Below are 22,731 nucleotides of genomic sequence, written 5' to 3'. Positions count from 1 at the left end.
AACGGATTTTCCCGAACTGTGACTTGTGGTTCCGGGTCGTCTCGCACCGCGCGCGCCGTGCCGCTTGCATCGGCGTCGCGAGGCGCCACAATGCGCCCCGCGGAACGAGAAGCCCGGAGCGAACCTCATGGACGCGACGCCATCGGACCTCCTGATGCAGGTGGAGGGCATGACCTGCGACGGCTGCGCCGCGGCGGTGTGCCGGGCCATCCAGCGCCTCGACCCCGAGGCCAAGGTCGCGGTCGACCTCGATCACGGGCGCGTTGCGGTGACGACCACGGCTCAGGCCTTGAGCATCGCCGAAGCGCTGAACGAGGCCGGATACACGGCGAGTGCCATGACGGGCTGACACAGGTCTGACCCCAAACAAATTTTTGCCTGCAAATTCAAAATTTCCGACGCGCTTTTGCTTGTCCCATCACGCAAACTGATGCGATCGATGATGCGTGGCCGCTCGGCCGATCCGCACGGCCCAACGTCGGCGGATCCGGTCCTGGCGGCGAACGACGAACGCCAGCGGACGGAATGCGGCCCCGCCGGACCCGACCGCGCAAGAACAATCCGGGAGAAACGCACCAATGCCCTCAGATATCGAGATCGCGCGCGCGGCCACGCTCCAGCCGATCACCGAGGTCGCCGCCAAGATCGGCATCCCGGACGACGCGCTGCACCACTATGGCAAGCATATCGCCAAGATCGACCACGCCTTCATCAAGTCGCTCGAGACCAAGCCCGAAGGGAAGCTCGTGCTCGTGACGGCGATCAGCCCGACGCCGGCCGGCGAGGGCAAGACCACCACCACGGTCGGCCTCGGCGACGCGCTCAACCGCATCGGCCAGAAGACCGTGATGTGCCTGCGCGAGCCCTCGCTGGGTCCCTGCTTCGGCATGAAGGGCGGCGCGGCCGGCGGCGGCAAGGCCCAGGTCGTGCCCATGGAGCAGATCAACCTGCACTTCACCGGCGACTTCCACGCCATCACCTCCGCGCACAGCCTGGCGGCCGCCCTCATCGACAATCACGTCTACTGGGCCAACGAGCTGAACATCGACGTGCGCCGCATCCACTGGCGCCGGGTCGTCGACATGAACGACCGGGCCCTGCGCGCCATCACCCAGTCCCTCGGCGGCGTCGCCAACGGCTTCCCCCGTGAGGACGGCTTCGACATCACCGTGGCCTCCGAGGTCATGGCGGTGTTCTGCCTCGCCAAGGACCTGGACGACCTCGAGGCCCGCCTCGGCCGCATCGTCATCGCCGAGACCCGCGACCGCAAGCCGGTGACGCTCAAGGACGTCAAGGCCACGGGCGCCATGACGGTGCTCCTGAAGGACGCCCTGCAGCCCAACCTCGTCCAGACCCTGGAGGGCAACCCGGCCCTCATCCACGGTGGCCCCTTCGCCAACATCGCCCATGGCTGCAACTCGGTGATCGCCACCCGCGCGGGCCTCAAGCTCGGCGACTACGTGGTCACGGAGGCCGGCTTCGGCGCCGATCTCGGCGCGGAGAAGTTCATCGACATCAAGTGTCGCCAGGCCGGCCTGAAGCCCTCCGCGGTGGTCATCGTCGCCACCGTACGTGCCCTCAAGATGCATGGCGGCGTCTCGAAGAAGGAGCTCGGATCCGAGAACCTCGACGCCCTGGAGAAGGGCTTCGCGAACCTGGCGCGCCACGTCGCCAACGTGCGCAGCTTCGGCCTGCCCGTCGTCGTCGGCGTCAACCACTTCTACGCCGACACCGATGCCGAGCATGCCAAGCTGAAGGAGCTCTGCCGCGACAAGCTCCAGGTCGAGGCCATCACCTGCAAGCACTGGGCGGAGGGCGGCGCCGGCGCCGAGGACCTCGCCCATGCGGTGGTGAAGCTCGCCAACGGCGAGCAGAAGCCCCTGAACTACGTCTACGAGACCGAGACCAAGCTCACCGACAAGATCCTCGCCATCGCCACCAAGCTCTACGGCGCGGGCGACATCCAGGTGGAGTCGAAGGCCGCCACCAAGCTCGCCCAGTTCGAGAAGGACGGCTACGGCCACCTGCCCGTGTGCATGGCCAAGACGCAGTACTCGTTCTCCACCGACCCGAACCTGATGGGCGCGCCCTCGGGCCACCTCATCGCGGTGCGCGACGTGCGGCTCTCGGCGGGCGCCGGCTTCGTCGTGGTGATCTGCGGTGAGATCATGACCATGCCGGGCCTGCCCAGGGTCCCGGCCTCGGAGGGCATCCACCTCGACGCCAACGGGCAGATCGAAGGGCTGTTCTAGCCCGCACGAACCCTCCCCCCGCGCCGTGCGCGGGGGGAGGGTCGGCGTCGCGGTGTCGCGTGATCCGATCGTCGACCCGTGCTAGCCGAGGTCGCATGATCCCCCCCACCGGCCAGTCCCCATCGTGATCCCCTGGACCGTCCTCGACACCGCGCCCGTGCCGGGCGGGTCGGACTCCCTGCGCCTGCTTCAGCGGGGCACCGAGTTCTCGATCCAGCTCGGCCACAACGAGCTGATGAACAGCCGGCTCAGCGGCTCCGAGGAGGCGCTGGCGACCCTGACCGCCGCGCGGCTCGGGTCCCGGGCGAAGGCCTGCTGGCTGATCGGCGGCTACGGTATGGGCTTCACCCTCCGGGCCGCCCTCGACGCCCTGCCCGCCGAGGCCCGGATCGTGCTGGCCGAGCTCGTGCCGGCGGTTCTGGATTGGGGCCGCGGCCCCCTGGCGGGCCTCTCCTCCGAGGCGCTGTCGGACCCGCGCGCCGAGGCGCGGGTGGCGGACGTCGCCGCGGTGATCCGTGCCGGGCGCGGCGCCTACGACGCGATCCTGCTCGACGTCGACAACGGCCCGGACGGCCTGACGCGCCGTGCCAACGACCGGCTCTACGATGCCGCCGGCCTCGCCGCCGCACGGGCCGCCCTGCGCCCCGGCGGGGTGCTGGCGGTGTGGTCGGCCCATCCGGATCCGGCCTTCACGCAGCGCCTGGCGCGAGGGGGCTTCCGGGTGGAGGCGGTCGGCGTGCGGGCCGGGCGCGCGCGCGGGGCGCGCCACACCATCTGGCTCGCCGAGCGACCCGCCCGGTGACGGGACCTCAGACGGAGGCGCCTCGGCGCTCGCGCTGCCGGCTGAGCCGGGTGGCGCCGTAGATTTCCGCGAGCTGGCGTCGGGCGGCCTTGACGGGGGCTTCGTTTCGCTCGTCGCAGGCAGCCCTGATGATGCGCAGGGCATCGGCCACGGAGCGCTCGAGGCGCGCTTCGGCCGGCCGGCCCAGCGGGCGGGTGTTCTGGGTGATCTCGGTCCGGTCCATGCTGCGGCCCCTCGTCGGCGAGCCCGTCCTCTCCTGGGGCGGGTCCCGGCCGCGACCATCGGCAGTGGGCGGGGCGGCAACAAGGCAGCTTGGCCGTGAGCGCCTGCGCGGGTTGGCTCAGGGAGACGGAATGCCCCCGGCTCTCAGTCCCGCCCCTGACCCTCGTTGAACTTGTCGCGACAGGTATAGCCGACGAAGCACTTGGGATCGTCCCGGGTCGTCTCCCAGGACGGCTGGGTGGTTTCCGGCAGCGGGCAGAACCCGCCGTCGCGCACGAAGCGCGCGTAGGTCGCCGGCCCCGTACTCAGTACGATGGCGCCGGCCCGGGCCACCAGGGCCGACGCTTCGGCGCAGGTCATCGCTCGGGTATCGGGACGGGCCTGGGCCGAAACTTGGGCCTGCGTCGAAACCGGGAGAAGGACCGCGCAGGCGAAGAGGACGGACAGGCTCCGCCGTGAAACGTCCGTCATGCTGCCCCCTGGCCGGAGCCGGAGGGGAGGAACCCGTCCGGGCGGCGTCATACCGGGGACGATAGCCTCCGGACCCGGCGCGGCAAAGCCGAACTCACGCCGCCGTGAGGGCAAGGGTGAAATCCACCGCCTCGGTGACGCCCTCCTGCCACAGGGAGACGGGGGTCGGCCGGGCCAGATGCAGGGCGCCGTCCGCCTCGCCGCCGCTGATGTGCAGGTCCGCGCCGACCTTGGTGGCGAGGCCCCGCATGGGCCGGTTCCAGGCCAGGCAGCGCACGTGCAGGTCCCGTACGCCGCGGTTGCGGGCCGCGGCGGCGATCCGCCGGAACAGCGCCTGGCCGAGGCCGTTGCGACGATAGGCCTTCTCCACCGCGAAGGCGGCCTCCGCCTCCGTACCGAGGACGAAGCCGGGCGGCGGGACGGAGGCGGGACGCAACTCGCCGAGCCCCCGCAGCGCGCCGTCGACGAAGCTGCCGAACATCAGGCCCTCGGCGTTCAGGGCGTTGCGCGCATAGGCGACGGCGGCCGCATCGCTCAGCGCGCCCATGAAGCGGTTGGCCCGGGTCTCCGGGTCGAGCCGCAGGAAGTAGGATTCCACCGCCGGGCCATCGTTGGGCCACAGGCGGCGGAGGATCGGTTGAAGGGTCGGATGCGTATCGGGCATCGGGTGCCGGTCTCCGGTTTCGGGGCGCGCAGCGCGCGCCGGGTCCGGGCGTAGCCTCCCTCAAGGCGGATCAGATCTGGCATCGCTGCCACGGTTGTGCAATGCAGCAAAGCGACGGGCTGCCGCGCGTCCGGCGCCGGAACCGGGTCCGGGGCTTGATCCTGCGGGGTGGCCGCGTCAGACCGGCAGACCCGCCGGCTGCCCGATCCCCTCCCTCCGCGAACAGGTCGCCCACACCGTGAACGCCTCCTCCTCCTCGGGCCTGGAGCCGTCGAGCCAGGCCAAGGCCGGCGCCGTGTCCCCCGGCCCGGTCTCCGACCGCTACGAGGCCCTGGTGCGCACCGCGGCCATCGAGCGCGACCCGGCGCAGATCCATCTGGTGCGCGCCCTCGACCGCTTGGTGCTGGAGCTCGGCCGCCGCAAGCGCGCCCGCAAGGGCAGCGCCCTCGGCTGGCTGTTCGGCCGCCGGGACGATGCCGCGACGCCGCCGAAGGGGCTCTACATCTGGGGTTCGGTGGGACGCGGGAAGACCATGCTGATGGACCTCTTCCACGAGGCCGCCCCCGAGCCGAAGCGCCGGGTGCATTTCCACGGCTTCCTCGCCGATGCGCACGAGCGCATCCACGCCCATCGCCAAGCCCTGAAGGCCGGCACCGCCAAGGGCGACGACCCGATCCCGGTGGTGGCCGATGCCCTCGCGGACGAGGCGACGCTGCTCTGCTTCGACGAGTTCACCGTCACCGATATCGCCGATGCGATGATCCTCGGCCGGCTGTTCGGCGCCCTGTTCAAGCGCGGCGTCACCGTGGTGGCGACCTCCAACGTCGAGCCCGACCGGCTCTACGAGGGCGGCCTGAACCGCGCCCTGTTCCTGCCCTTCATCGCCGAACTGCAGGAGCGGGTGGCGGTGCTGCGCCTCGATTCCCGCACCGATTTCCGGCTGGAGAAGCTCGGGGGGGCCTCGGTCTATCACGTGCCTGCGGACGCCACGGCGGCGGCGGCCCTCGCGGCCGCCTTCAAGGGCCTCACCGGCAAGGCCAGGGGCCGGCCCGCGACCCTGCGGGTGAAGGGGCACGACGTGTCCGTGCCCGAGGAAACCGGCGGCGTTGCCCGCTTCAGCTTCGCCGACCTCTGCGCCCAGCCACTCGGCGCCTCGGACTACATGGCGGTGGCCCGCGCCTTCCACACGGTGATCGTCTCGGACATTCCCGTGATGGGCCCGGACAACCGCAACGAGGCCAAGCGCTTCATCACCCTGGTGGACACGCTCTACGACGCCCACGTGAAGCTGGTCGCCTCGGCCGCGGCGGAGCCCCACGACCTCTACACCGCCACCGAAGGGCGCGAGGCCTTCGAATTCGACCGCACGGTCTCCCGCCTGATCGAGATGCGCTCGTCGGAATACCTCGCCCTGCCGCACGGGGCCGGTGATTCCGGCGCGAGCGGGTCGAGCGCCGGCTTGGTGGAGACCTGAGGGCGAAGGCCGAGCCGGCCGCGCGTCGACGGGTGGGAATTGTGTGAGAGCCGGCAAAAACAACGCGCGCCGCTGCTATCCGGATCACCCGCTCGGCACCGCACCGTGCGCAACGGCACATGGAGGCCGGATCGCCGCTCCGGGGACGGATGACGGGGCCAGCCTCCGGTTGCGCCGCAACAGGCCCGACGTTTAATTGGATTCATTCCGAGGTGCGGGGCGTGGGGGCTTCGTGCGCTGCGACGGCTCTCCCGATCGGAGAGGCCGGATCCGCCGCCGCATCTCAGGACCCTTCCGGGGGGCGGCTCACGCCCTCGACGCCCGACATGTGACCCTGACGGCTTCCCGACGGTTGATGGATTGGCGTGACGCCGATCCCCACCGGCCCGTGGCCTGATCCATGACAGGATACACCGATGATCAAACTGACCGTGAACGGAGCTGAACGCAGCTTCGACGGCGATCCCGATATGCCGCTGCTGTGGTACCTGCGCGACGAGGTCGGGCTCACCGGAACCAAGTTCGGCTGCGGACAGGCCCTCTGCGGCGCCTGCACCATCCATGTGGGCGGCACGGCCGTGCGCGGCTGCGTCACCCCCGTCTCGGCCGCCGAGGGTCAGGCCGTCGTCACCATCGAGGGCCTGTCCCCCGACGGCAACCATCCGGTTCAGGTCGCCTGGCGCGACCTGAACGTGGCGCAGTGCGGCTACTGCCAGTGCGGGCAGATGATGCAGGCCGCCTCCCTCCTCACCGATACCCCGAAGCCCACCGACGCGCAGATCGACGAGGCCATGAGCGGGAACCTGTGCCGTTGCGGCACCTACCCGCGCATCCGCGCCGCGATCCATCAGGCCGCCGGTCAACCGTCCGGTGCCGGCCAGAAGCCTGCCGCGAACAAGGGAGAGCGCCTGTGATCCACGAAGCTCAGACCATGGCGGACCGCGCCACCTCGCCGGCCGGAACCGAAACCGATCAGACCGCGCCGAGCGCGCTCGCCAATGTCAGCCGCCGCGCCATGCTCGGCGGCATGGGCGCCCTCGTGCTCGCCCTCTCCTGGCGCGATCCGGCCCGGGCCGAGGAAAAGAAGGACGAGCCCAAGAAGTACGGCGCCGATGCCATGCCGCATGGCTGGCAGGACGACCCGAAGGTCTTCGTCGCCATCGCCGCGGACGGCACCGTGACGGTGACCTGCCATCGCTCCGAGATGGGTCAGGGCGTGCGCACCTCGGTCGCCCTGGTGGTGGCCGATGAGCTCGACGCCGACTGGTCGAAGGTGAAGGTCGCCCAGGCCTGGGGTGACGAGGCCCGCTTCGGCAACCAGGACACCGACGGCTCGCGGTCGCTCCGCCACTTCTTCCCGCACCTGCGCCACGCCGGCGCCGCGGCCCGCGCCATGCTGGTCCAGGCCGCCGCCAAGCAGTGGGGCGTGCCCGCCGGGGAGGTGAAGGCCGAGAACCACGTCGTCACCCACGCCAAGTCGAAGCGCAGCCTCGGCTACGGCGAGGTTGCGGCCGCCGCCGCCGAGCTCCCGGTGCCGGCCCGCGAGAGCGTCACGCTGAAGAAGCAGGATGCCTTCCGCTACATCGGCAAGGGCAAGATCGGCCTCATCGACAATCACGACTTCACCGTCGGCAAGGCGATGTACGGCATCGACACCCGCCTCGACGGAATGCTCTACGCCCTCGTCGCCCGTCCCCCCGTCTACGGCGGCAAGGTCGTGAGCTTCGACGACACCGAGGCCCAGAAGGTCGCCGGCGTCGTCAAGATCTTCAAGATCGACGCGCCCGAGATTCCCTCCGAGTTCCAGCCCATCGGCGGCGTCGCCGTGGTGGCCAAGAACACCTGGGCGGCGATGAAGGCCCGCGAGGCCCTCAAGATCACCTGGGATGACGGCCCGAATGCCGGCTACGACTCCGTGGCTTTCCGGGGCGAGCTGGAGAAGGCGGCGCGCGCGCCCGGCAAGGTCGTGCGCGACCAGGGCGACGTCGCCGGCGCCATGGCCAAGGCCAAGACGAAGCTCGAGGCCGAGTACTTCGTGCCCCACCTCGTCCAGGCCCCGATGGAGCCGCCGGCTGCCACGGTACGGATCAAGGACGGGTTCTGCGAAGCCTGGGCCTGTACCCAGGCGCCCCAGGCGACCCATGACCGCCTCGCCAAGAAGCTGAACCTGCCCGCCGACAAGGTGCGGGTGAACGTGACGCTGCTGGGCGGTGGCTTCGGCCGCAAGTCCAAGCCCGACTACGTGCTGGAGGCCGCCCTCTGCAGCCAGGCGGTGGACGGCGCGCCCGTCAAGCTGATCTGGACCCGCGACGACGACCTGCATCACGGCTACTACCACACCATATCGGTGGAGCGCCTGGAGGCCGGGCTCGACGACAAGGGCATGCCGGTCGCCTGGCTGCACCGCTCGGCGGCGCCCACCATCGGGTCGATCTTCGCCCCCGACCCGAAGCACGAGCTGCCGTTCGAGCTCGGCATGGGCCTGACCAACACGCCGTTCGCCGTGCCCAACATCCGTCTCGAGAACCCGGCGGCGGATGCCCACGTGCGCATCGGCTGGTTCCGCTCGGTCTCGAACATCCCGCATGCCTTCGCGATCCAGTCCTTCGTGTCCGAGCTCGCCCACGCGGCGGGCAAGGACCCGAAGGAGTACCTGCTCGCGCTGATCGGCCCTGACCGGCTGATCGACCCGACCAGCATCAGCGACGTCTGGAACTACGGCGAGGACCCCGCGCGCTACCCGATCGACACGGGGCGCCTGCGCCGCGTGATCGAGGCGGCGGCCAAGGGCATCGGCTGGGGTCGCAAGATGGAGAAGGGCACCGGCCTCGGGATCGCCGGCCACTACAGCTTCGTCACCCACACGGCGGTGGCGGCGGAAGTGGCGGTCGGTCCCAAGGGCGAGGTGCAGGTCAAGCGCGTCGACATCGCCATCGATTGCGGACCGCAGGTCAACCCGGAGCGGATCCGTTCGCAGATGGAGGGCGCGGTCGTCATGGGCATGGGCCTCGCGCTCTCGGCCGAGATCACCTTCAAGGACGGACGCGCGCAGCAGAACAACTTCGACGGCTACGAGATCACCCGCATCGATGCGGCGCCGAAGGAGATCCACGTCCACCTGCTGCCGAACCCGGACTACAGCCGTCCCCTCGGGGGCGTCGGCGAACCCGGCGTTCCGCCCGTGGCCCCGGCGATCGCCAACGCGATCTTCGCCGCCACCGGCCGGCGCATCCGGCAGCTGCCGATTCGCGATCAGCTGAGCGCCTGATCCGGCATCGCCCTCCCGGGTCCCGGGAGGGTTCGGGGCGCAGGACGGTTTCGTGCCGTCCTGCGCCCCGATTCATATCCGGCCCCATCGGATCCGGCCGCCTGTCGGCAGGGCAGAGGCCGACAGGGCTCGAAGGTGTCCGACCGCCGGCGCGCGTTCGCGCCGATCCGGTCTCCCGTGGCGAACCGTGTTTTCCCGCCGACGGTTTTCACGACCCGCGCAGGGAGCCCTGCCTCGCTCCCGTGGGTTGACCCTCCGACGGAGGCGGCCCGGGTCGGGCCGATTCCACCTTCCGAATCAAGGACAGCAATCGATGATGCGTTTCCCAGGGCCCGTTGCCGGGTGTCTCGCCGCCGGTCTCCTCGTGGCGGGTGCAGCGCCCGCTTTCGCCTCTCCCTGCAGCGATCGCATCGCCAAGCTCGAAGGACCGGTGAAGGATCTGGCCAAAGAGGCGATCTCCGCCAATACCAGCGGCAAGGCGGCGGCGAGCGCGCGCGGCGGTCAGGGCATCACCGGAAGCGGCGGCAGCGCCTCGGCCGAGGCAGCCCCCCCGGAAAAGTCGGCGGAGGCCGGAAAGGGCGGCGACAAGGCGATGCAGGCGAAGGTGGCCCTCGACGAAGCGCGCACCGCCGACAAGAAGGGCGATGCCAAGGCCTGCGGCGAAGCGGTCGATCGGGCGCAGAAGCAGGTCGACAGCGCGCCCTGAGGCGCGGGCCCCGGCCATCGGCTCGGGGGAAGCGCTGGCCCCGTCAACAGGGGCCGGCGCGGGTCTGATGGATCGGGTGCATCGGGGGCGGCGACGGTGTCCGCCCCACCTGCCTGTCGGATGTCAGGCGCTGGTGACGGCCGCGAGCGCGTGGTCGTTACCGTTCAGGCCGGCGCAGAGATCATCAATCTCTGCAAGATCAAGAGCTTCGCCGGAATCGCTCGCAATAGCATCGATCAAGTGATCTTGATGCGGGCTGAAGGGGTGGCCCTGCAAACGATAGAATTGATAATAGCGAAGCGCAGCTAATACAGCATCACGTTCTCGATCAGTAATGGTAATATTCTGCATGCCGGATATAATTCCCGTTATTGGTTGCGGGAGTTCGAGAAACAACCACTCTGCGGCGCCGTGAGCTTGGATGTTGTAAGCGAATCCGTACGGATTCGTCCATCACCGGAAACCATGCGTTAGCCGTTTCAGCATCGACCCGAGCCGCCGTCGAACGGCCAAGTCTTTGTCCGATCGCCATTTCCGCCGAGCGGCGCGCGCCGAGGTTTTTTTTAGCCCGGTGATTTGATCCTATGCGCTTGACAACCTTTGATAGGGCCCGTCGCCCTGGGGCGTCGGCGGACAGCGCCCGTCAGGGCGTCAGCTTATCCTTAACCGATCGGTGGCACGGTCACGCTTCGCCCGCCCTGCCTCGTGCCGCGCGCGGGATGCGGAGGCCAGGGTCCGACTCATGCCCAAGACCCGAAGCGAATATTCGTCCGCTGCCGATGCCGCGCGGCCTGCCGCGCCGACGCTCGGCCCCAGCGTCCGCCGCCATCTCGGACACACCCTCCGCACCTTCTACGCCGACATCCTGGCCGACCCGCCGGGCGCGCGGCTCGAAGCGCTGCTCGCCCGGCTGGGCAAGGGGAAGCGCTAGCCCGCGGTGTGACCCGTTTACCGCGTTTCCGGATGTTTCCCAGGCATGTGCGTGAATTCACGGACGGTTCACGCTGGGATCGCTAGTGGTGCGTTGATCCGATGAGCCCGCGCACTCCGCCGTGCTCTCACATGAAGCAGTTCCATGATCACGCTCGCCCTCGTCGTCGTCGGCAACATCCTGCTGGCGTCTCTGTTCTCGCTCATCGCCGTCGCGGCGGATTGAGCGTCCGGACGTCGCGCGCCGCAGCCTGAGGCCGGCGCGTCCCCGTCCTCGGCCACACTGACATTTTCATCGGCCGCCAAGCGGCCGTCGATGCCCCGGGGCTCCCGCCTGCGGGGCTGATCGGCGTGGTCTCGGCCGCGCTTGTCGGCTCTCGTTCGCAGCCTTGAAGCGGCGGGCATCGGACATCCGCCCTCCGGGGTGAGCCCGAGGGTCCGGCCGGGTGCAGTGGAGGCGAACGGTCGTGGCGATCGCCTCCCATCGCCACGCCCATGCGCTGAACACAGGATGGGATCCCACGATTGAACGGAATGTCCTTTCTATAGAACCCCCGCAGGCTCAGCAGGTTCTTCTCTCGCCGGGAACCGCGGGAGCATCCTGTTCTCCACATCGTATAAAGCGTTCTCGATCAGGCCATATCGCGGGAACGAAGGGGCTCGTGTTACCTTATCCGATTCAGTCCTGACGCTTGACAATGTTCGTTAAAACGAACGAAACCAGCGTCGCCGGGGTCGCGATGCGGAAGCCTTCGCTCCGGCTGCGCGAGCTAGATTCGGAGATCCCCGTGAGCGAGACCACTTCCCGGACCACCGGACGCACCCGCCGCCATGCGGCCCTGCTCGGCGCCGGCCTCGCCGCGGCCCTGCTCGCGCCCCCGCTCGCCTGCGCCCAGACCGAGCTCCTCAACGTCTCGTACGATCCGACCCGGGAGCTCTATCGCGAGATCAACGCGGCCTTCTCCGAGGCGTGGAAGGCCAAGACCGGCGAGACCCTGACCGTGCGTGCCGCCCATGGCGGCTCGGGCTCGCAGGCCCGCACGGTGATCGACGGCATTCCGGCCGATGTGGTGACCCTCGGCATCCCCTCCGACATCGACGCGATCAGCCGGATCTCGAAGAAGATCGTCCCGGATTGGCGGACGAAGCTGCCGAACCAGGGCCTGCCCTACACCTCGACCGTGGTGTTCCTCGTACGCAAGGGCAACCCGAAGGGCGTGAAGGACTGGGGCGACCTCGTGAAGCCCGACGTCAAGGTCATCACCCCCAACCCGAAGACCTCCGCCGGGGGACGCTGGAACTTCCTCGCGGCCTGGGGCTACGCCTACGAGCGGGAGGGCAAGGACGCCGACAAGGCCAATGCCTTCGTGGGGGCGGTCTACAAGAACGTCCCGGTCCTCGACACCGGTGCCCGCGGCTCCACCGTAACCTTCGCGCAACGCGGCCTCGGCGACGTGCTGCCGACCTGGGAGAACGAGGCCTACCTCGTGTTCGAGGAGTTCGGCCGCGACAAGTTCGATGTGGTCGTGCCGCCGACCTCCATCTACGCCGAGCCGCCGGTCGCCCTGGTCGACGTCAACGTCGACAAGAAGGGAACCCGCAAACAGGCCGAGGCTTATCTTCAGTTCCTCTATTCCGACCAGGCGCAGGCCATCTTCGCCAAGCACCATTACCGCCCGCTCAACCGCGCGGCGGCCAAGCCCGAGGATCTGGCCCAGCTTCCCGAGCTGAAGCTGTTCAAGATCGAGGACCTGCAGGGCGACTGGGACGAGATCCAGAAGAAGAATTTCGACAACGGGGGCCTGTTCGACCAGCTGAGCAAGGCGGGGCGCTGACGCAGCCGCCCTCCCCGCCCCTTCCCGCTGGGGAAGGGGCCGAGACCTGAGCAGGACACCCCCATGGCCCCGCCCGAGCGTGATCCCCGGTTTCGGGCTCGCCTTCGGCTACACCCTGACCTGCCTCGGCCTGATCGTGCTGCTGCCGCTGGCCGCCCTGGTGACGCGCGCCTCGGGCCTCGGCCTCGCGGGGATCTGGGAGGTCGCCACCGATCCGCGGGTCGCCAGCGCGCTGCGCGTCAGCTTCGGCGTCTCCCTGGTGGCGGCGCTGACCGCCTCGGTGTTCGGCTTCCTCATCGCCTGGGTGCTGACGCGCTACCGCTTTCCCGGCCGCAAGATCGTCGATGCGGTGGTGGACCTGCCCTTCGCGCTTCCCACCGCCGTGGCCGGCATCGCGCTGGCCGCCCTCTACGCCCCCAACGGCCTCGTGGGCGCGCAGCTGGCGCGGATCGGCATCGAGGCCGCCTACACACCCGTGGGCATCTACATCGCCATGGTGTTCATCGGCCTGCCCTTCGCGGTGCGCACCGTGCAGCCGCTGATCGCCGAGATCGACAAGGAGATCGAGGAGGCCTCCGCCACCCTCGGGGCGGGACGCGTCCACACCCTGGTGCGGGTGGTGCTGCCGCCGCTGATCCCCGCGGTGCTCACCGGCTTCGCCCTCGCCTTCGCCCGCGGGGTCGGCGAGTACGGCTCGATCATCTTCATCGCCGGCAACCTGCCCTACGTCTCCGAGATCGCGCCGCTCCTCATCGTCATCAAGCTGTCCGAGTACGATTACGGCGGCGCCTGCGCCATCGCCACGCTCATGCTCGGCATCTCGTTCCTCACCCTGCTCGCCATCAACCTGATCCAGGCCTGGAGCCGGCGGAGATTCGGCTATGTCTGAGACCTTCGCCCCCGTCGCCCCGGCCGAGGCCCGCCCGGCCAGCGTCGTCACGGAAGGCCGCTGGATCCGCTGGCTGCTGATCGGGATCGCGATCCTGTTCCTGGCGCTGTTCCTGGTGCTGCCGCTGCTCACCGTGTTCGCCCAGGCCTTCGCCAAGGGCTTTGCCGCCTACCTCGCCGCCTTCACGGAGGCCGATGCCCACGCGGCGATCCGGCTGACGCTGCTGACGGCCGCCATCGCAGTGCCCTTCAACCTGGTCTTCGGGATCATGGCCTCCTGGGCCATCGCCAAGTTCGAGTTCTGGGGCAAGAACCTGCTCGTCACCCTGATCGACCTGCCGTTCTCGGTCTCGCCGGTGGTCTCGGGCCTGATCTACGTGCTGGTCTTCGGGGCGCAGGGGCTGCTCGGCCCCTGGCTGCTGGCCCACGACATCCAGGTCATCTTCGCGGTGCCCGGCATCGTGCTGGCGACCATCTTCGTCACCTTCCCGTTCGTCGCCCGCCAGCTCATCCCGCTGATGCAGGAGCAGGGCACGGCGGAGGAGGAGGCGGCGCTGACCCTCGGGGCGTCCGGCTGGCACGCCTTCCGGACGGTGACGCTGCCCAACATCCGCTGGGGCCTCCTCTACAGCGTGCTCCTCTGCAATGCCCGCGCGATGGGCGAGTTCGGCGCGGTCTCGGTGGTCTCGGGCCACATCCGGGGCCTCACCAACACGCTGCCGCTCCACGTGGAGATTCTCTACAATGAGTACAACTTCGTTGCCGCTTTCGCCGTCGCCTCCCTCCTGGCCGGCCTCGCCCTCGTCACCCTCTGCGTCAAATCCCTCCTCGAATGGCGCTACGCCGACGAGATCGCCGCGGGCGCCCGGGGCCACTGAGCGGATGGGCGGCTCCACCGCCATCCGCGTCGAGGCGCTGTCGAAGACCTTCGACACGGCCGCGGTTCTGCACGATTTCTCCCTCGACGTGCGGGCGGGCGAGCTGCTCGCGCTGCTCGGCCCGTCGGGCTCGGGCAAGACCACGCTGCTGCGCATCATCGCCGGCCTCGATTTCCCCGATGCGGGCCGCATCGTGTTCGGGGCCGAGGATGCGACCCGGCTCCCGGTGCAGCAGCGCGCGGTGGGCTTCGTGTTCCAGCACTACGCCCTGTTCAAGCACATGAGCGTGGCCGAGAACATCGCCTACGGGCTCAACGCCCGGAAACGCTCCGAGCGCCCGGCCAAGGCCGAGATCAGGCGCCGGGTCGGCGATCTCCTCGACCTCATCAAGCTCTCCGGCTTCGCCGACCGCTATCCGAGTCAGCTCTCGGGTGGCCAGCGCCAGCGCATCGCCCTGGCCCGGGCGCTCGCGGTGGAGCCCCGGGTCCTGCTGCTCGACGAGCCCTTCGGCGCCCTCGACGCCCAGGTGCGCAAGGACCTGCGCCGCTGGCTGCGCGAGATCCACGACCGCACCGGCCAGACCACGATCTTCGTCACCCACGACCAGGACGAGGCCCTGGAGCTCTCCGACCGGGTCGCGGTGCTGGACAAGGGGCGCCTGGAGCAGGTCGGCACCCCGGACGAGGTGCAGGAGGCGCCGGTCTCCGCCACCGTGCTGAAGTTCCTCGGCGACACCATCGAGGTCGAGGCGATCGCGCAAGGCGGCGAGGTCCGCGTCGACGGCCGCCTGACCCCCGTGCGGGCCCCCGAGGGGCTCGTCGGTCCGGTCAAGCTCTATGCCCGCCCCTGGCAGCTCCAGTTCGCGGAGGGCGACCAGGCCCATCTCCAGGGCGTCGTGCGCTCGTCCTACCGGACGCAGGGGCGCCAGCGCATCGAGGTCGACCGGCCCGAGGGCAGGACCGTGGTGGTGGAGGCCGCCGACACCAACCGCTTCGCCGCCGGCAGCCCCGTGGGTCTGCGGATCATCGGCGGCCACGTGTTTCCGAATTAGGGCGGTGGTTCCCGACTGACGGGAAAGCGTCTTGCGCTCGCCGACGCGATCGGGTGTGACTGCCGCCGTCCAAATCAGGAGGAGGCAGCATGTCGGGTGGTCACGGGGCGGGCGGCAGTTCGAACAAGCGCGTGGCGCTGCTGATCTCGGTGTTGGCGCTGTTCCTGGCGCTGGCCGAGACCCTGGCCAAGGGCGCCCAGACCGACGCCCTCGGGGCCAACGTCGAGGCGTCCAACCAATGGGCCTACTTCCAGGCCCGCACCATCCGGGGCACCGTCCTCAAGACCGCCGACGAGACCCTGGCGCTGCTGCCGCCGGAGGTCGCGAATTCCGAGGCCGTGAAGGCCAAGCGCGCCGAGTGGGCCAAGACCATGGCCCGCTGGGACAGCGAGCCCGCCACCGGCGAGGGGCGCAAGGAACTGGCCGAGAAGGCGCGGCACTCGCAGGAGGTGCGCGACCTCGCCCTGCACCGCTACCACCATTACGAGTTCGCCTCGGCCGCCTTCCAGATCGGCATCGTGCTCGCCTCGGCGGAGGTCATCACCGGCATCTTCGCCCTGGTGGTCGGCGGCGGGCTCCTGGGTGTTGCCGGGCTCGCTCTCCTCGGCTTCGGCCTCTACGCCCCGCACACCCTGCCGTTCTTCCACTGAGGCCTCGCGCCCGGTCGCGCGCCGCGGGGGCCGGGAAGACTCTGCCTGGAGAGCCGGCCGGGCGCTCAGCGCTTCGGCATCCCCTTGGCGAGGGCCGCACGCCGCAGGGCCTCCGCCATGGCGCCGCCCGCCTCGGGCGCCGGCGTCGCGCGCGGGGCCGGTCTCGCAGGCGGAGCGGCCGGCGCCTCGCGGCGGGCGGCGGGACGCGGCGCGCCGGCCTCGTCCGAGCGCATCGTCAGGGCGATGCGCTTGCGGTTCGGATCGACCTCCACCACGCGCACCTGCACGACGTCGCCCGGCTTCACCACCTCGCGCGGGTCCTTGACGAAGCGGTCGGCCAGCATCGAGATGTGCACCAGCCCGTCCTGGTGAACCCCGACATCCACGAAGGCGCCGAAGGCGGCCACGTTGGTGACTACGCCCTCGAGGCGCATGCCGGGCTTCAGATCGGAGATCTTCTCGACCCCCTCCTGGAAGGTCGCGGTCCGGAAGGCCGGGCGCGGATCGCGGCCCGGCTTCTCCAGCTCCGACAGGATGTCGGTGACGGTGGGCAGGCCGAAGGTGGCGTCGGTGAAGGTCTTGGGGTCCAGGCTGCGCAGGGCACCGGTATTGCCGATCAGCGCCTGGATCGGCTGGCCGGTGGCGGCGAGGATCCGGCGCACCACCGGGTAGGCCTCCGGGTGCACGCCCGAGGCATCGAGGGGATCGCTTCCGTCGCGGATGCGCAGGAAGCCGGCGGCGAGCTCGTAGGCCTTGGGCCCGAGCCCCGCCACTTTCTTCAGGCTGGTGCGGCTGCGGAACGGGCCGTGGGCGTCCCGGTGCACGATGATGTTCGAAGCGACCCGCGCGGTCAGGCCCGAGACCCGGGCCAGCAGCGGCGCCGAGGCGGTGTTCACGTCGACCCCGACGCCGTTCACGCAATCCTCCACCACCGCGTCGAGGGAGCGCGCGAGCTTCCCCTCGGCCAGATCGTGCTGGTACTGGCCGACGCCGATCGCCTTCGGCTCGATCTTGACGAGCTCGGCCAGCGGGTCCTGCAGGCGCCGCGCGATGGAGACCGCGCCGCGGATCGAGACGTCGAGCTCGGGCAGCTCCGCGCTGGCATAGGCCGAGGCCGAGTAGACCGAGGCGCCGGCCTCGGAGACCATCACCTTGGTGAGCGTCAGCTCGGGCTGCTTGGCGATCAGCTCGGCGGCGAGCCTGTCGGTCTCCCGCGAGGCGGTGCCGTTGCCGATGGCGACGAGCTCCACGCCATGGGCCCGGCAGAGCTTGGCGAGAGCGATCAGGGCCCCGTTCCAGTCGCGGCGCGGCTCGTGCGGGTAGATCGTGTCGGTGGCCACCACCTTGCCGGTGGCGTCGACCACCGCGACCTTCACGCCGGTGCGGAAGCCCGGGTCGAGCCCGAGGGTCGGCCGCGCGCCCGCCGGGGCCGCGAGCAGGAGGTCGCGCAGGTTGCCGGCGAAGACCGTGACCGCGCCGGCCTCGGCCGCCGCCCAGAGGCGCGCCCGCAGGTCCGTATCGAGGGCGGGCTTCAGGCGGGTGCGCCAGGCGCGCCGGACCGTCTCCGTCAGGAAGGCGTCGCCCGGCCGCCCCTGGTCGCGGATGCCGAAGGTCTTGGCGATGCGCAGCTCCTGCGATCCGGGCTGTCCCTTGGCCGGCGCGTCGCCCAGCGCATCGGCGATGGCGAGGTCGAGCACCTCCTCCTTCTCGCCCCGGAACAGGGCCAGGATGCGGTGCGAGGGCAGCTTCGCGAGGGCTTCCGAGAAGTCGAAGTAATCCGAGAACTTCTCGCCGGACGCGGCCTTGCCGGGCTTTACCGTAGCGACCATCCGGCCGCGCTGCCAGCCGCTCTCGCGGAGGGAGCCCACCAGCTCCGGGTCCTCGCTGAAGCGCTCGATCAGGATGGCACGCGCGCCCTCCAGGGCGGCCTCGACGTCGGCGACGCCCTTGCCCGCATCCACGTAGGCCCGGGCGGCCCCCTCGGGGGCTTGGTCCGGCCGGGTGAGAAGGGCCTCGGCGAGGGGATCGAGGCCGGCCTCGCGGGCGACCTGCGCCTTCGTCCGGCGCTTCACCTTGAAGGGCAGGTAGAGGTCTTCCAGCCGGGCCTTGGTGTCGGCGGCGAGGATGCGGGCCTTCAGCCCGGCCTCGAGCTTGCCCTGGGCCTCGATCGCCTGCAGCACGGCGGCCCGGCGCTCCTCCAGGTCCCGCAGGTAGGCGAGGCGCTCCTCCAGGGTGCGCAGCTGCGCGTCGTCGAGGGTGCCGGTGACCTCCTTGCGGTAGCGCGCGATGAACGGCACCGTCGCGCCGCCGTCGAGCAGGTCGACCGCGGCCTTCACCTGCCATTCCGCGACGCCGAGTTCGGCGGCGAGACTCGTGTTGATGGCGGCCATGGGGCGTCTCCGGGTGGGGCCGGGTGTCTACAGGGCCGCCCGCCGGGCGGTCAAACCCGGCGCCGCGGAAAACCCGGCGCGGAGCGGTGCTGCGGGTCCGACGGGCACGGACACCACACTCCTGGATGCCCGGGCCGAACATGGCTGAGAACCAGGACACCGCACAATATTTAGCCGTCTTTTCCAGTATTCGAAGATTGAAGCGGCCACCGAATCAATCTAGCCTCCAAACCGCTCGGCACAACGAAGTGTTGGCAGCAAACCCTGCCAATGGAGGCTGAAATGCGTTCAGTGACAACGCTTGCGGTAGCATTCGTGATTGCCGCCGCTGCATTCACCATCACGATGCTGACCAAGCCTCCGGTCTCCGAGGCGCGGGCCATTTCGAGAATCGATACCTACGCGCTGACCCTCGGCGCCCATCCCGCGGACGCGCAATCCTACGATTGTCAGTAGGTCCGGCCGCGACCTCCGACACCCAGGCGACGCGGATCGTTCGATCCGTGGCGAGGCCGTGGACGGAGCCCGTCCCCGCACCCCGCACGCGGCCGTTGCCGGCTTGCCTGCCGACGGCGCGGCTGCGGCGGCCGCGCGCCCCCATCGTCCCGGGATCGCCGGAGCCTCAGGCGGCCATGTCCCAGGTCTCGGTCACGGCCCGGCCGTCCCGGACGAGGCGGGCGCGCAGGATCACGTCGTCGGCCGGCATCGGTGCGGGCGGCCGCCACTCGACGTAGAGCCGCCAGCCGCCGGTCTGAGGCACGAACTCCACCACCGGGTCGACCATCGTGCCGGCGCTGGCCGAGACGTCGGCGGACAGGGTCGCGCCCCGGTCGGACGGCAGGGCCGGCCCTTCGAAATCCACGACGTAGAGGCGCCGGCCCGGGCTCGGCGGCGTGGTCGGGCGCAGGCGCTCGGCTGAGCCGACGCGGGTGGAGACGACCCGGCCGAGGGCGCCGGGCACCACGGCCGCCGGCTCCGCGCCGACCGTCGTGAGGCGGTAGGACACGCTCCGCTCGGTCCCGGCCGGCACGGGGGGGCCGGGCACGAAGGCCGCCACAATGTTGTCCATGTACTCCTCGCGCGACGGGATCTCGAAGAGCCGGACCGCGCCGGCCCCGAACCCCGATTCGGGCGTGACCCAGAGCCCCGGGCGCGCCTCGTGCCGGGCCTGCACGTCGAGATAGGCGGGGAAGTCGCGGGCGCGCTGCAGCAGGCCGAAGCCCTCCAGCGGGTCGACGCCGAAGGCCGAGATCTGCGGTTGCGCCCGGCCGTTGACGAGGGGCCGCCAGAGCCGCTCGCCCCGGGTCACCACCGCCAGCCCGTCGGAATCATGCACCTGCGGACGGAAATCGTCGAAGGGCTCGGCCCTCCGTGCCCCCGGGCCGTTGGCTCCGTGCAGGAACATGCTGGTGAGGGGGGCGAGCCCGAGATGCTCCAGGGTCGTCCGGGGATGCAGCGACGCCTCGACCTGCATCACCGAGGGGTCGCCCGGCGCGACGCGGAAGCGGTAGGCCCCGGCGAGGCTCGGGGAATCGAGCAGCGCCCAGATCTCGATGGCGCGGGCCTCGGCCTCGGGCTCGCAGATCCAGAAGGCGGTGAAGTCGGGGAATTCCTCCGCGCCCGGCCCCCCGGTGCGGATGGCGGCGCCCCGGGCCGAGAGCCCGTATTCCTGGCCGAATCCGCGCAGCCGGAAGTAGGAGGCGCCGAGGAAGACCAGGAATTCCTCCTGATCCGCCGGCCGGTCGGCCGCGAAGGCATAGTGCAGCCGGAAGCCGGCAAAGCCGAGATCCGGCGCGAAGCTCTGGCCCCTCAGGTCCGGCCCGAGCTCGAACAGGTCGGGGGCGTAGGGGATGGCCCGGGCCGGGCCGTCGCGGGGCTGCAGGACGAGGGCGACCCGCTTGCGCTGCAGGAAGCCGCGATGGAACAGCTGGGCCGAGAAGCGGCGTCCCAGGGGCAGGCTCGCCTCCGGCCGGAAGGTGATGGCGCGGTAGCCGTCGTAGGACAGGCCGGCCAGGGCCGGCGGCAGATCGTCCTGCGGCGCCGCGTAGGGGTGCGCCGCGAGCGCCCGCGCCTTCGCCTTCACGGCGTCAAATGTTATGGGAGCGAGGGCCGCGGCGCGCGTTCGGCCCGCATTCAGATCCTGCGCGGTAGGGAGGATCATCCCGACGGCCACGCTCAGCGTGGTCCGCAGGGCCTGCCGCCGCGAGAAGGGTTCGGTCCGCCCGCATCCTTCGAGACCCTCGCCATCGCGCATCGCTTCCCCTTTGCCGGCATCGTGCCCGGTGGCGGATCGCGGTGTCCCTCCTTCGAGTTTCCCGCGTCCCATGTCCCACAGGTTGTCGCACGACGCCCCGGCGGCTGAAATCCCGGGTTCGCTGGAAATCGCCCTCGACGCCCCCGGAGCCCGCCCCGGCGGGTTCCTGGGCCGCCGCCTGCTGCTGGCCCTGCCACCCCTCGTCCTGGGGGCAGCCGTCACCGCCCTGGCGCGGGCCGCCTACGGGACGCCGTCCGGCCTCCTCGGCGGAGCGGTGCTCGGGCTCTTCGCCCTCGTCATGACCTGGCAGGCCTTCGTGGCCTGGCAATACGTCTACGGCCTCGTGGCCACGGCCTTCGGCGACCGGGCGAAATCCGCCCTGGAGCGGCGCTCCCTCACCGTCCCGGCGGAGGCCTCGGGCCTGAGCCGCACGGCGGCGGTGGTGGCGATCCACGCCGAGGACGCCGTGGCGGTGTTCGCGGCCCTGCGGGTCATGGCCCGCTCGCTGCAGCGCGACGGGGGCGACGGCGGCGACCTCGACATCTTCGTTCTCTCCGACACGCGGGACGGGGCCATCGCGGCGATCGAGGAGCACGAATTCGCCCGGATGGAGGCCTGGACCCGTCAGCACGGCCCCGGCCTGCCGCGCATCCGCTATCGCCGTCGCCGGGACAATGCCGGCCGCAAGGCGGGCAACATCGCCGAGTTCTGCAAGACCTACGGGGCCGAGTACGACTTCATGATCGTGCTCGACGCCGACAGCCTGATGACCGGCAGCGCCATGCGCCGCCTCGCCCGGCTGATGGAGGAGAGCCCCCGGGTCGGCCTGATCCAGACCGTGTCCTACGCCACCGGGCGCGACACCCTGTTCGCCCGCATCCAGCAATTCGCCGTGCGGCTGTACGCGCCCCTGGCGATCCGCTGCCTGGAAACCTGGCAGGGGCCCGACGGCAGCTACTGGGGCCACAACGCGATCGTGCGGGTCGCGGCCTTCGCCGACAACGCCGCGCTGCCGGTGCTGCCCGGCAAGGCACCGCTGGGCGGCGAGATCCTGTGCCACGACATCGTCGAGGGCGCGCTCCTGCGCCGGGCCGGCTGGGAGGTCCGCCTGCTGCCGGAGATGGGCGGCACCTGGGAGGAGATGCCGACGAACCTCGTCGACCTCCTCGGGCGCGAGCGCCGCTGGTGCCAGGGCAACATGCAGCACCTGCGCGTCACCGCCATGCCGGGCCTGCGCCCCGCCAGCCGCTGGCACCTCGCCGTCGGCATCCTGTCCTACATGGCCTGCCCGCTCTGGGTCCTGTTCCTCGCCCTCGGAACGCTGCAGGCGGCGCGGACCGGCAACCTCGGCCTCCTCGGCTACGGCCTCACCGGCACGGGCGCGGCCGCCCATGCCCTGGCGGCCCTCGTCCTGACGATCCTGGCCCTGCCGAAGCTCCTGAGCCTCGGCCACGTCCTGGCGTCCGGCGAGCGCCGGGCGGCCTTCGGCGGCACCGCTTCGCTCCTGAAGAGCGCCGCGCTCGAACAGGCGATCTGGGTCCTGCTCTGGCCGGTGATGACGCTGTTCGCGGCGGGCGCCGTGGCCACCACCTTCGTCGGCCGCGTGGTGCGCTGGGATGCCCAGGTGCGCGACGATCGCCGCGTGCCGTGGCGGGAAGCGTGCCGGCTCCAGGTCGACACCCTCGTGGCGGGTGGCCTGCTGGCGGGCGGCCTCGCCTGGGCGGGCGACCCGTGGCTCGCCCTCTGGATGGCACCGGTGGCCCTCGGCCTGCTGTCGAGCCCGGCCCAGAGCGTGCTGACGAGCAGCGCCCGCCTCGGCCGGATCTCGCAAGGGCGGCGCCTGTTCCTGACGGTGGACGACACCGCCCGGGCGCCGGAACTCACCGCCCTGGCGCAGAGCCGGGGCGGGACGGCCGAGCCCGGTCGCGGCCGGCCGCAGCCGGCCTGGATCGCCGACGAGGTGCCGGCCTCGTCGAGCTGACCCGGGCTCGTCGGC

21 protein-coding genes are annotated in these 22,731 nt (G+C 70.7%); 15 read left to right on the top strand and 6 right to left on the bottom strand.

The genetic code is table 11. The features are described 5' to 3' along the window. The first annotated feature begins 127 nt into the window (after positions 1 to 127). The 3 genes from AC0IY1_RS22270 (at position 128) to AC0IY1_RS22260 (ending at position 3,054) form a co-directional block, all read left to right on the top strand. Positions 128 to 349 (top strand): heavy-metal-associated domain-containing protein, encoded by a 222-nt coding sequence (locus AC0IY1_RS22270; protein WP_056218669.1) that lies wholly within the window; start codon positions 128 to 130, stop codon positions 347 to 349. Positions 350 to 578: 229 nt separating this feature from the next. Beyond that, positions 579 to 2,252: a formate--tetrahydrofolate ligase gene (locus AC0IY1_RS22265; protein ID WP_055946723.1), complete on the top strand. Its 1,674-nt coding sequence runs from the start codon at positions 579 to 581 to the stop codon at positions 2,250 to 2,252. 124 nt (positions 2,253 to 2,376) lie between these two features. Next, positions 2,377 to 3,054 (top strand): polyamine aminopropyltransferase, encoded by a 678-nt coding sequence (locus AC0IY1_RS22260; protein ID WP_055946719.1) that lies wholly within the window; start codon positions 2,377 to 2,379, stop codon positions 3,052 to 3,054. Positions 3,055 to 3,061: 7 nt separating this feature from the next. Here the strand turns inward: AC0IY1_RS22260 and AC0IY1_RS22255 are convergent, their stop codons facing one another. The 3 genes from AC0IY1_RS22255 to AC0IY1_RS22245 form a co-directional block, all read right to left on the bottom strand. Continuing rightward, the gene (locus AC0IY1_RS22255) at positions 3,062 to 3,277 is read right to left on the bottom strand and encodes a hypothetical protein (RefSeq protein ID WP_471772470.1); all 216 of its coding nucleotides are present in this window, start codon (positions 3,275 to 3,277) and stop codon (positions 3,062 to 3,064) included. A 143-nt stretch (positions 3,278 to 3,420) separates the two neighbouring features. Continuing rightward, positions 3,421 to 3,747: a hypothetical protein gene (locus AC0IY1_RS22250; RefSeq protein ID WP_471772468.1), complete on the bottom strand. Its 327-nt coding sequence runs from the start codon at positions 3,745 to 3,747 to the stop codon at positions 3,421 to 3,423. Between the two features lie 94 nt (positions 3,748 to 3,841). After that, a complete protein-coding gene (locus AC0IY1_RS22245) occupies positions 3,842 to 4,411 on the bottom strand; it encodes a GNAT family N-acetyltransferase (protein WP_471772465.1) in 570 nt (189 codons plus the stop codon). 238 nt (positions 4,412 to 4,649) lie between these two features. On the opposite strand from AC0IY1_RS22245, the gene zapE reads away from it, so the two are divergent. The 4 genes from zapE to AC0IY1_RS22225 all read left to right on the top strand — a co-directional run bounded on the left by zapE (position 4,650) and on the right by AC0IY1_RS22225 (position 9,859). Beyond that, the gene (zapE, locus tag AC0IY1_RS22240; protein WP_471772463.1) at positions 4,650 to 5,885 is read left to right on the top strand and encodes a cell division protein ZapE; all 1,236 of its coding nucleotides are present in this window, start codon (positions 4,650 to 4,652) and stop codon (positions 5,883 to 5,885) included. 416 nt (positions 5,886 to 6,301) lie between these two features. After that, positions 6,302 to 6,799 (top strand): (2Fe-2S)-binding protein, encoded by a 498-nt coding sequence (locus AC0IY1_RS22235; protein ID WP_055946710.1) that lies wholly within the window; start codon positions 6,302 to 6,304, stop codon positions 6,797 to 6,799. Next, on the top strand, positions 6,796 to 9,153 hold the full coding sequence (locus AC0IY1_RS22230; protein WP_471772460.1) for a xanthine dehydrogenase family protein molybdopterin-binding subunit: 2,358 nt from the start codon (positions 6,796 to 6,798) through the stop codon (positions 9,151 to 9,153). The genes AC0IY1_RS22235 and AC0IY1_RS22230 overlap by 4 nt, the downstream gene beginning before the upstream one ends. 430 nt (positions 9,154 to 9,583) lie before the next feature. After that, positions 9,584 to 9,859: a hypothetical protein gene (locus AC0IY1_RS22225; protein WP_471772458.1), complete on the top strand. Its 276-nt coding sequence runs from the start codon at positions 9,584 to 9,586 to the stop codon at positions 9,857 to 9,859. 123 nt (positions 9,860 to 9,982) lie between these two features. On the opposite strand, the gene AC0IY1_RS22220 is transcribed toward AC0IY1_RS22225, so the two are convergent. Then, positions 9,983 to 10,210 carry a hypothetical protein gene (locus AC0IY1_RS22220; protein WP_082487457.1) on the bottom strand — a complete coding sequence of 76 codons (228 nt, stop codon included), beginning with the start codon at positions 10,208 to 10,210 and terminating at the stop codon, positions 9,983 to 9,985. A 391-nt stretch (positions 10,211 to 10,601) separates the two neighbouring features. Here AC0IY1_RS22220 and AC0IY1_RS22215 point away from each other — a divergent pair, with 391 nt between their 5' ends. The 6 genes from AC0IY1_RS22215 (at position 10,602) to AC0IY1_RS22190 (ending at position 16,091) form a co-directional block, all read left to right on the top strand. Then, the gene (locus tag AC0IY1_RS22215; RefSeq protein ID WP_471772455.1) at positions 10,602 to 10,790 is read left to right on the top strand and encodes a hypothetical protein; all 189 of its coding nucleotides are present in this window, start codon (positions 10,602 to 10,604) and stop codon (positions 10,788 to 10,790) included. A 787-nt stretch (positions 10,791 to 11,577) separates the two neighbouring features. Further along, positions 11,578 to 12,624, top strand: coding sequence for a sulfate ABC transporter substrate-binding protein (locus AC0IY1_RS22210; protein ID WP_471772453.1), 1,047 nt, complete (start codon positions 11,578 to 11,580; stop codon positions 12,622 to 12,624). A gap of 79 nt (positions 12,625 to 12,703) precedes the next feature. Continuing rightward, positions 12,704 to 13,513, top strand: coding sequence for a sulfate ABC transporter permease subunit CysT (gene cysT / locus AC0IY1_RS22205; RefSeq protein WP_471772451.1), 810 nt, complete (start codon positions 12,704 to 12,706; stop codon positions 13,511 to 13,513). Further along, complete coding sequence (cysW, locus tag AC0IY1_RS22200; protein WP_055946695.1) at positions 13,506 to 14,390, top strand: sulfate ABC transporter permease subunit CysW; 885 nt, start codon at positions 13,506 to 13,508, stop codon at positions 14,388 to 14,390. Before cysT ends, cysW begins: the two co-directional genes overlap by 8 nt. 4 nt (positions 14,391 to 14,394) lie before the next feature. Further along, a complete protein-coding gene (locus AC0IY1_RS22195; protein ID WP_055946692.1) occupies positions 14,395 to 15,441 on the top strand; it encodes a sulfate/molybdate ABC transporter ATP-binding protein in 1,047 nt (348 codons plus the stop codon). Positions 15,442 to 15,530: 89 nt separating this feature from the next. Next, a complete protein-coding gene (locus tag AC0IY1_RS22190; RefSeq protein ID WP_243910365.1) occupies positions 15,531 to 16,091 on the top strand; it encodes a DUF4337 domain-containing protein in 561 nt (186 codons plus the stop codon). A 65-nt stretch (positions 16,092 to 16,156) separates the two neighbouring features. Here AC0IY1_RS22190 and AC0IY1_RS22185 read toward each other — a convergent pair whose 3' ends face one another. Further along, positions 16,157 to 18,481 (bottom strand): Tex family protein, encoded by a 2,325-nt coding sequence (locus tag AC0IY1_RS22185; protein ID WP_471772449.1) that lies wholly within the window; start codon positions 18,479 to 18,481, stop codon positions 16,157 to 16,159. Between the two features lie 282 nt (positions 18,482 to 18,763). Here AC0IY1_RS22185 and AC0IY1_RS22180 point away from each other — a divergent pair, with 282 nt between their 5' ends. Continuing rightward, the gene (locus AC0IY1_RS22180; RefSeq protein WP_181017261.1) at positions 18,764 to 18,937 is read left to right on the top strand and encodes a hypothetical protein; all 174 of its coding nucleotides are present in this window, start codon (positions 18,764 to 18,766) and stop codon (positions 18,935 to 18,937) included. A 166-nt stretch (positions 18,938 to 19,103) separates the two neighbouring features. On the opposite strand, the gene AC0IY1_RS22175 is transcribed toward AC0IY1_RS22180, so the two are convergent. After that, complete coding sequence (locus AC0IY1_RS22175; protein ID WP_471772501.1) at positions 19,104 to 20,579, bottom strand: OpgD/OpgG family glucan biosynthesis protein; 1,476 nt, start codon at positions 20,577 to 20,579, stop codon at positions 19,104 to 19,106. Between the two features lie 226 nt (positions 20,580 to 20,805). On the opposite strand from AC0IY1_RS22175, the gene mdoH reads away from it, so the two are divergent. Continuing rightward, positions 20,806 to 22,716 (top strand): glucans biosynthesis glucosyltransferase MdoH, encoded by a 1,911-nt coding sequence (gene mdoH, locus AC0IY1_RS22170; protein WP_471772446.1) that lies wholly within the window; start codon positions 20,806 to 20,808, stop codon positions 22,714 to 22,716. Positions 22,717 to 22,731 lie beyond the last annotated feature (15 nt).

The sequence above is a fragment of the Methylobacterium sp. AC690 genome (genome assembly GCF_979256535.1).
The sequence above is the reverse complement of the archived record's forward strand: the minus strand, read 5'-3'. Positions and strand labels throughout refer to the sequence as shown.

Bases quoted from the DNA above. Each gene is read 5' to 3' on its own strand.
- mdoH (WP_471772446.1), top strand. From the start codon at position 20,806: ATGTCCCACAGGTTGTCGCACGACGCCCCGGCGGCTGAAATCCCGGGT.
- cysW (WP_055946695.1), top strand. From the start codon at position 13,506: ATGTCTGAGACCTTCGCCCCCGTCGCCCCGGCCGAGGCCCGCCCGGCC.
- AC0IY1_RS22245 (WP_471772465.1), bottom strand. From the start codon at position 4,411: ATGCCCGATACGCATCCGACCCTTCAACCGATCCTCCGCCGCCTGTGG.
- AC0IY1_RS22265 (WP_055946723.1), top strand. From the start codon at position 579: ATGCCCTCAGATATCGAGATCGCGCGCGCGGCCACGCTCCAGCCGATC.
- AC0IY1_RS22270 (WP_056218669.1), top strand. From the start codon at position 128: ATGGACGCGACGCCATCGGACCTCCTGATGCAGGTGGAGGGCATGACC.
- AC0IY1_RS22190 (WP_243910365.1), top strand. From the start codon at position 15,531: ATGTCGGGTGGTCACGGGGCGGGCGGCAGTTCGAACAAGCGCGTGGCG.
- AC0IY1_RS22185 (WP_471772449.1), bottom strand. From the start codon at position 18,481: ATGGCCGCCATCAACACGAGTCTCGCCGCCGAACTCGGCGTCGCGGAA.
- AC0IY1_RS22195 (WP_055946692.1), top strand. From the start codon at position 14,395: ATGGGCGGCTCCACCGCCATCCGCGTCGAGGCGCTGTCGAAGACCTTC.
- AC0IY1_RS22220 (WP_082487457.1), bottom strand. From the start codon at position 10,210: ATGCAGAATATTACCATTACTGATCGAGAACGTGATGCTGTATTAGCT.
- AC0IY1_RS22215 (WP_471772455.1), top strand. From the start codon at position 10,602: ATGCCCAAGACCCGAAGCGAATATTCGTCCGCTGCCGATGCCGCGCGG.
- AC0IY1_RS22180 (WP_181017261.1), top strand. From the start codon at position 18,764: ATGCGTTCAGTGACAACGCTTGCGGTAGCATTCGTGATTGCCGCCGCT.
- AC0IY1_RS22255 (WP_471772470.1), bottom strand. From the start codon at position 3,277: ATGGACCGGACCGAGATCACCCAGAACACCCGCCCGCTGGGCCGGCCG.
- AC0IY1_RS22250 (WP_471772468.1), bottom strand. From the start codon at position 3,747: ATGACGGACGTTTCACGGCGGAGCCTGTCCGTCCTCTTCGCCTGCGCG.
- AC0IY1_RS22235 (WP_055946710.1), top strand. From the start codon at position 6,302: ATGATCAAACTGACCGTGAACGGAGCTGAACGCAGCTTCGACGGCGAT.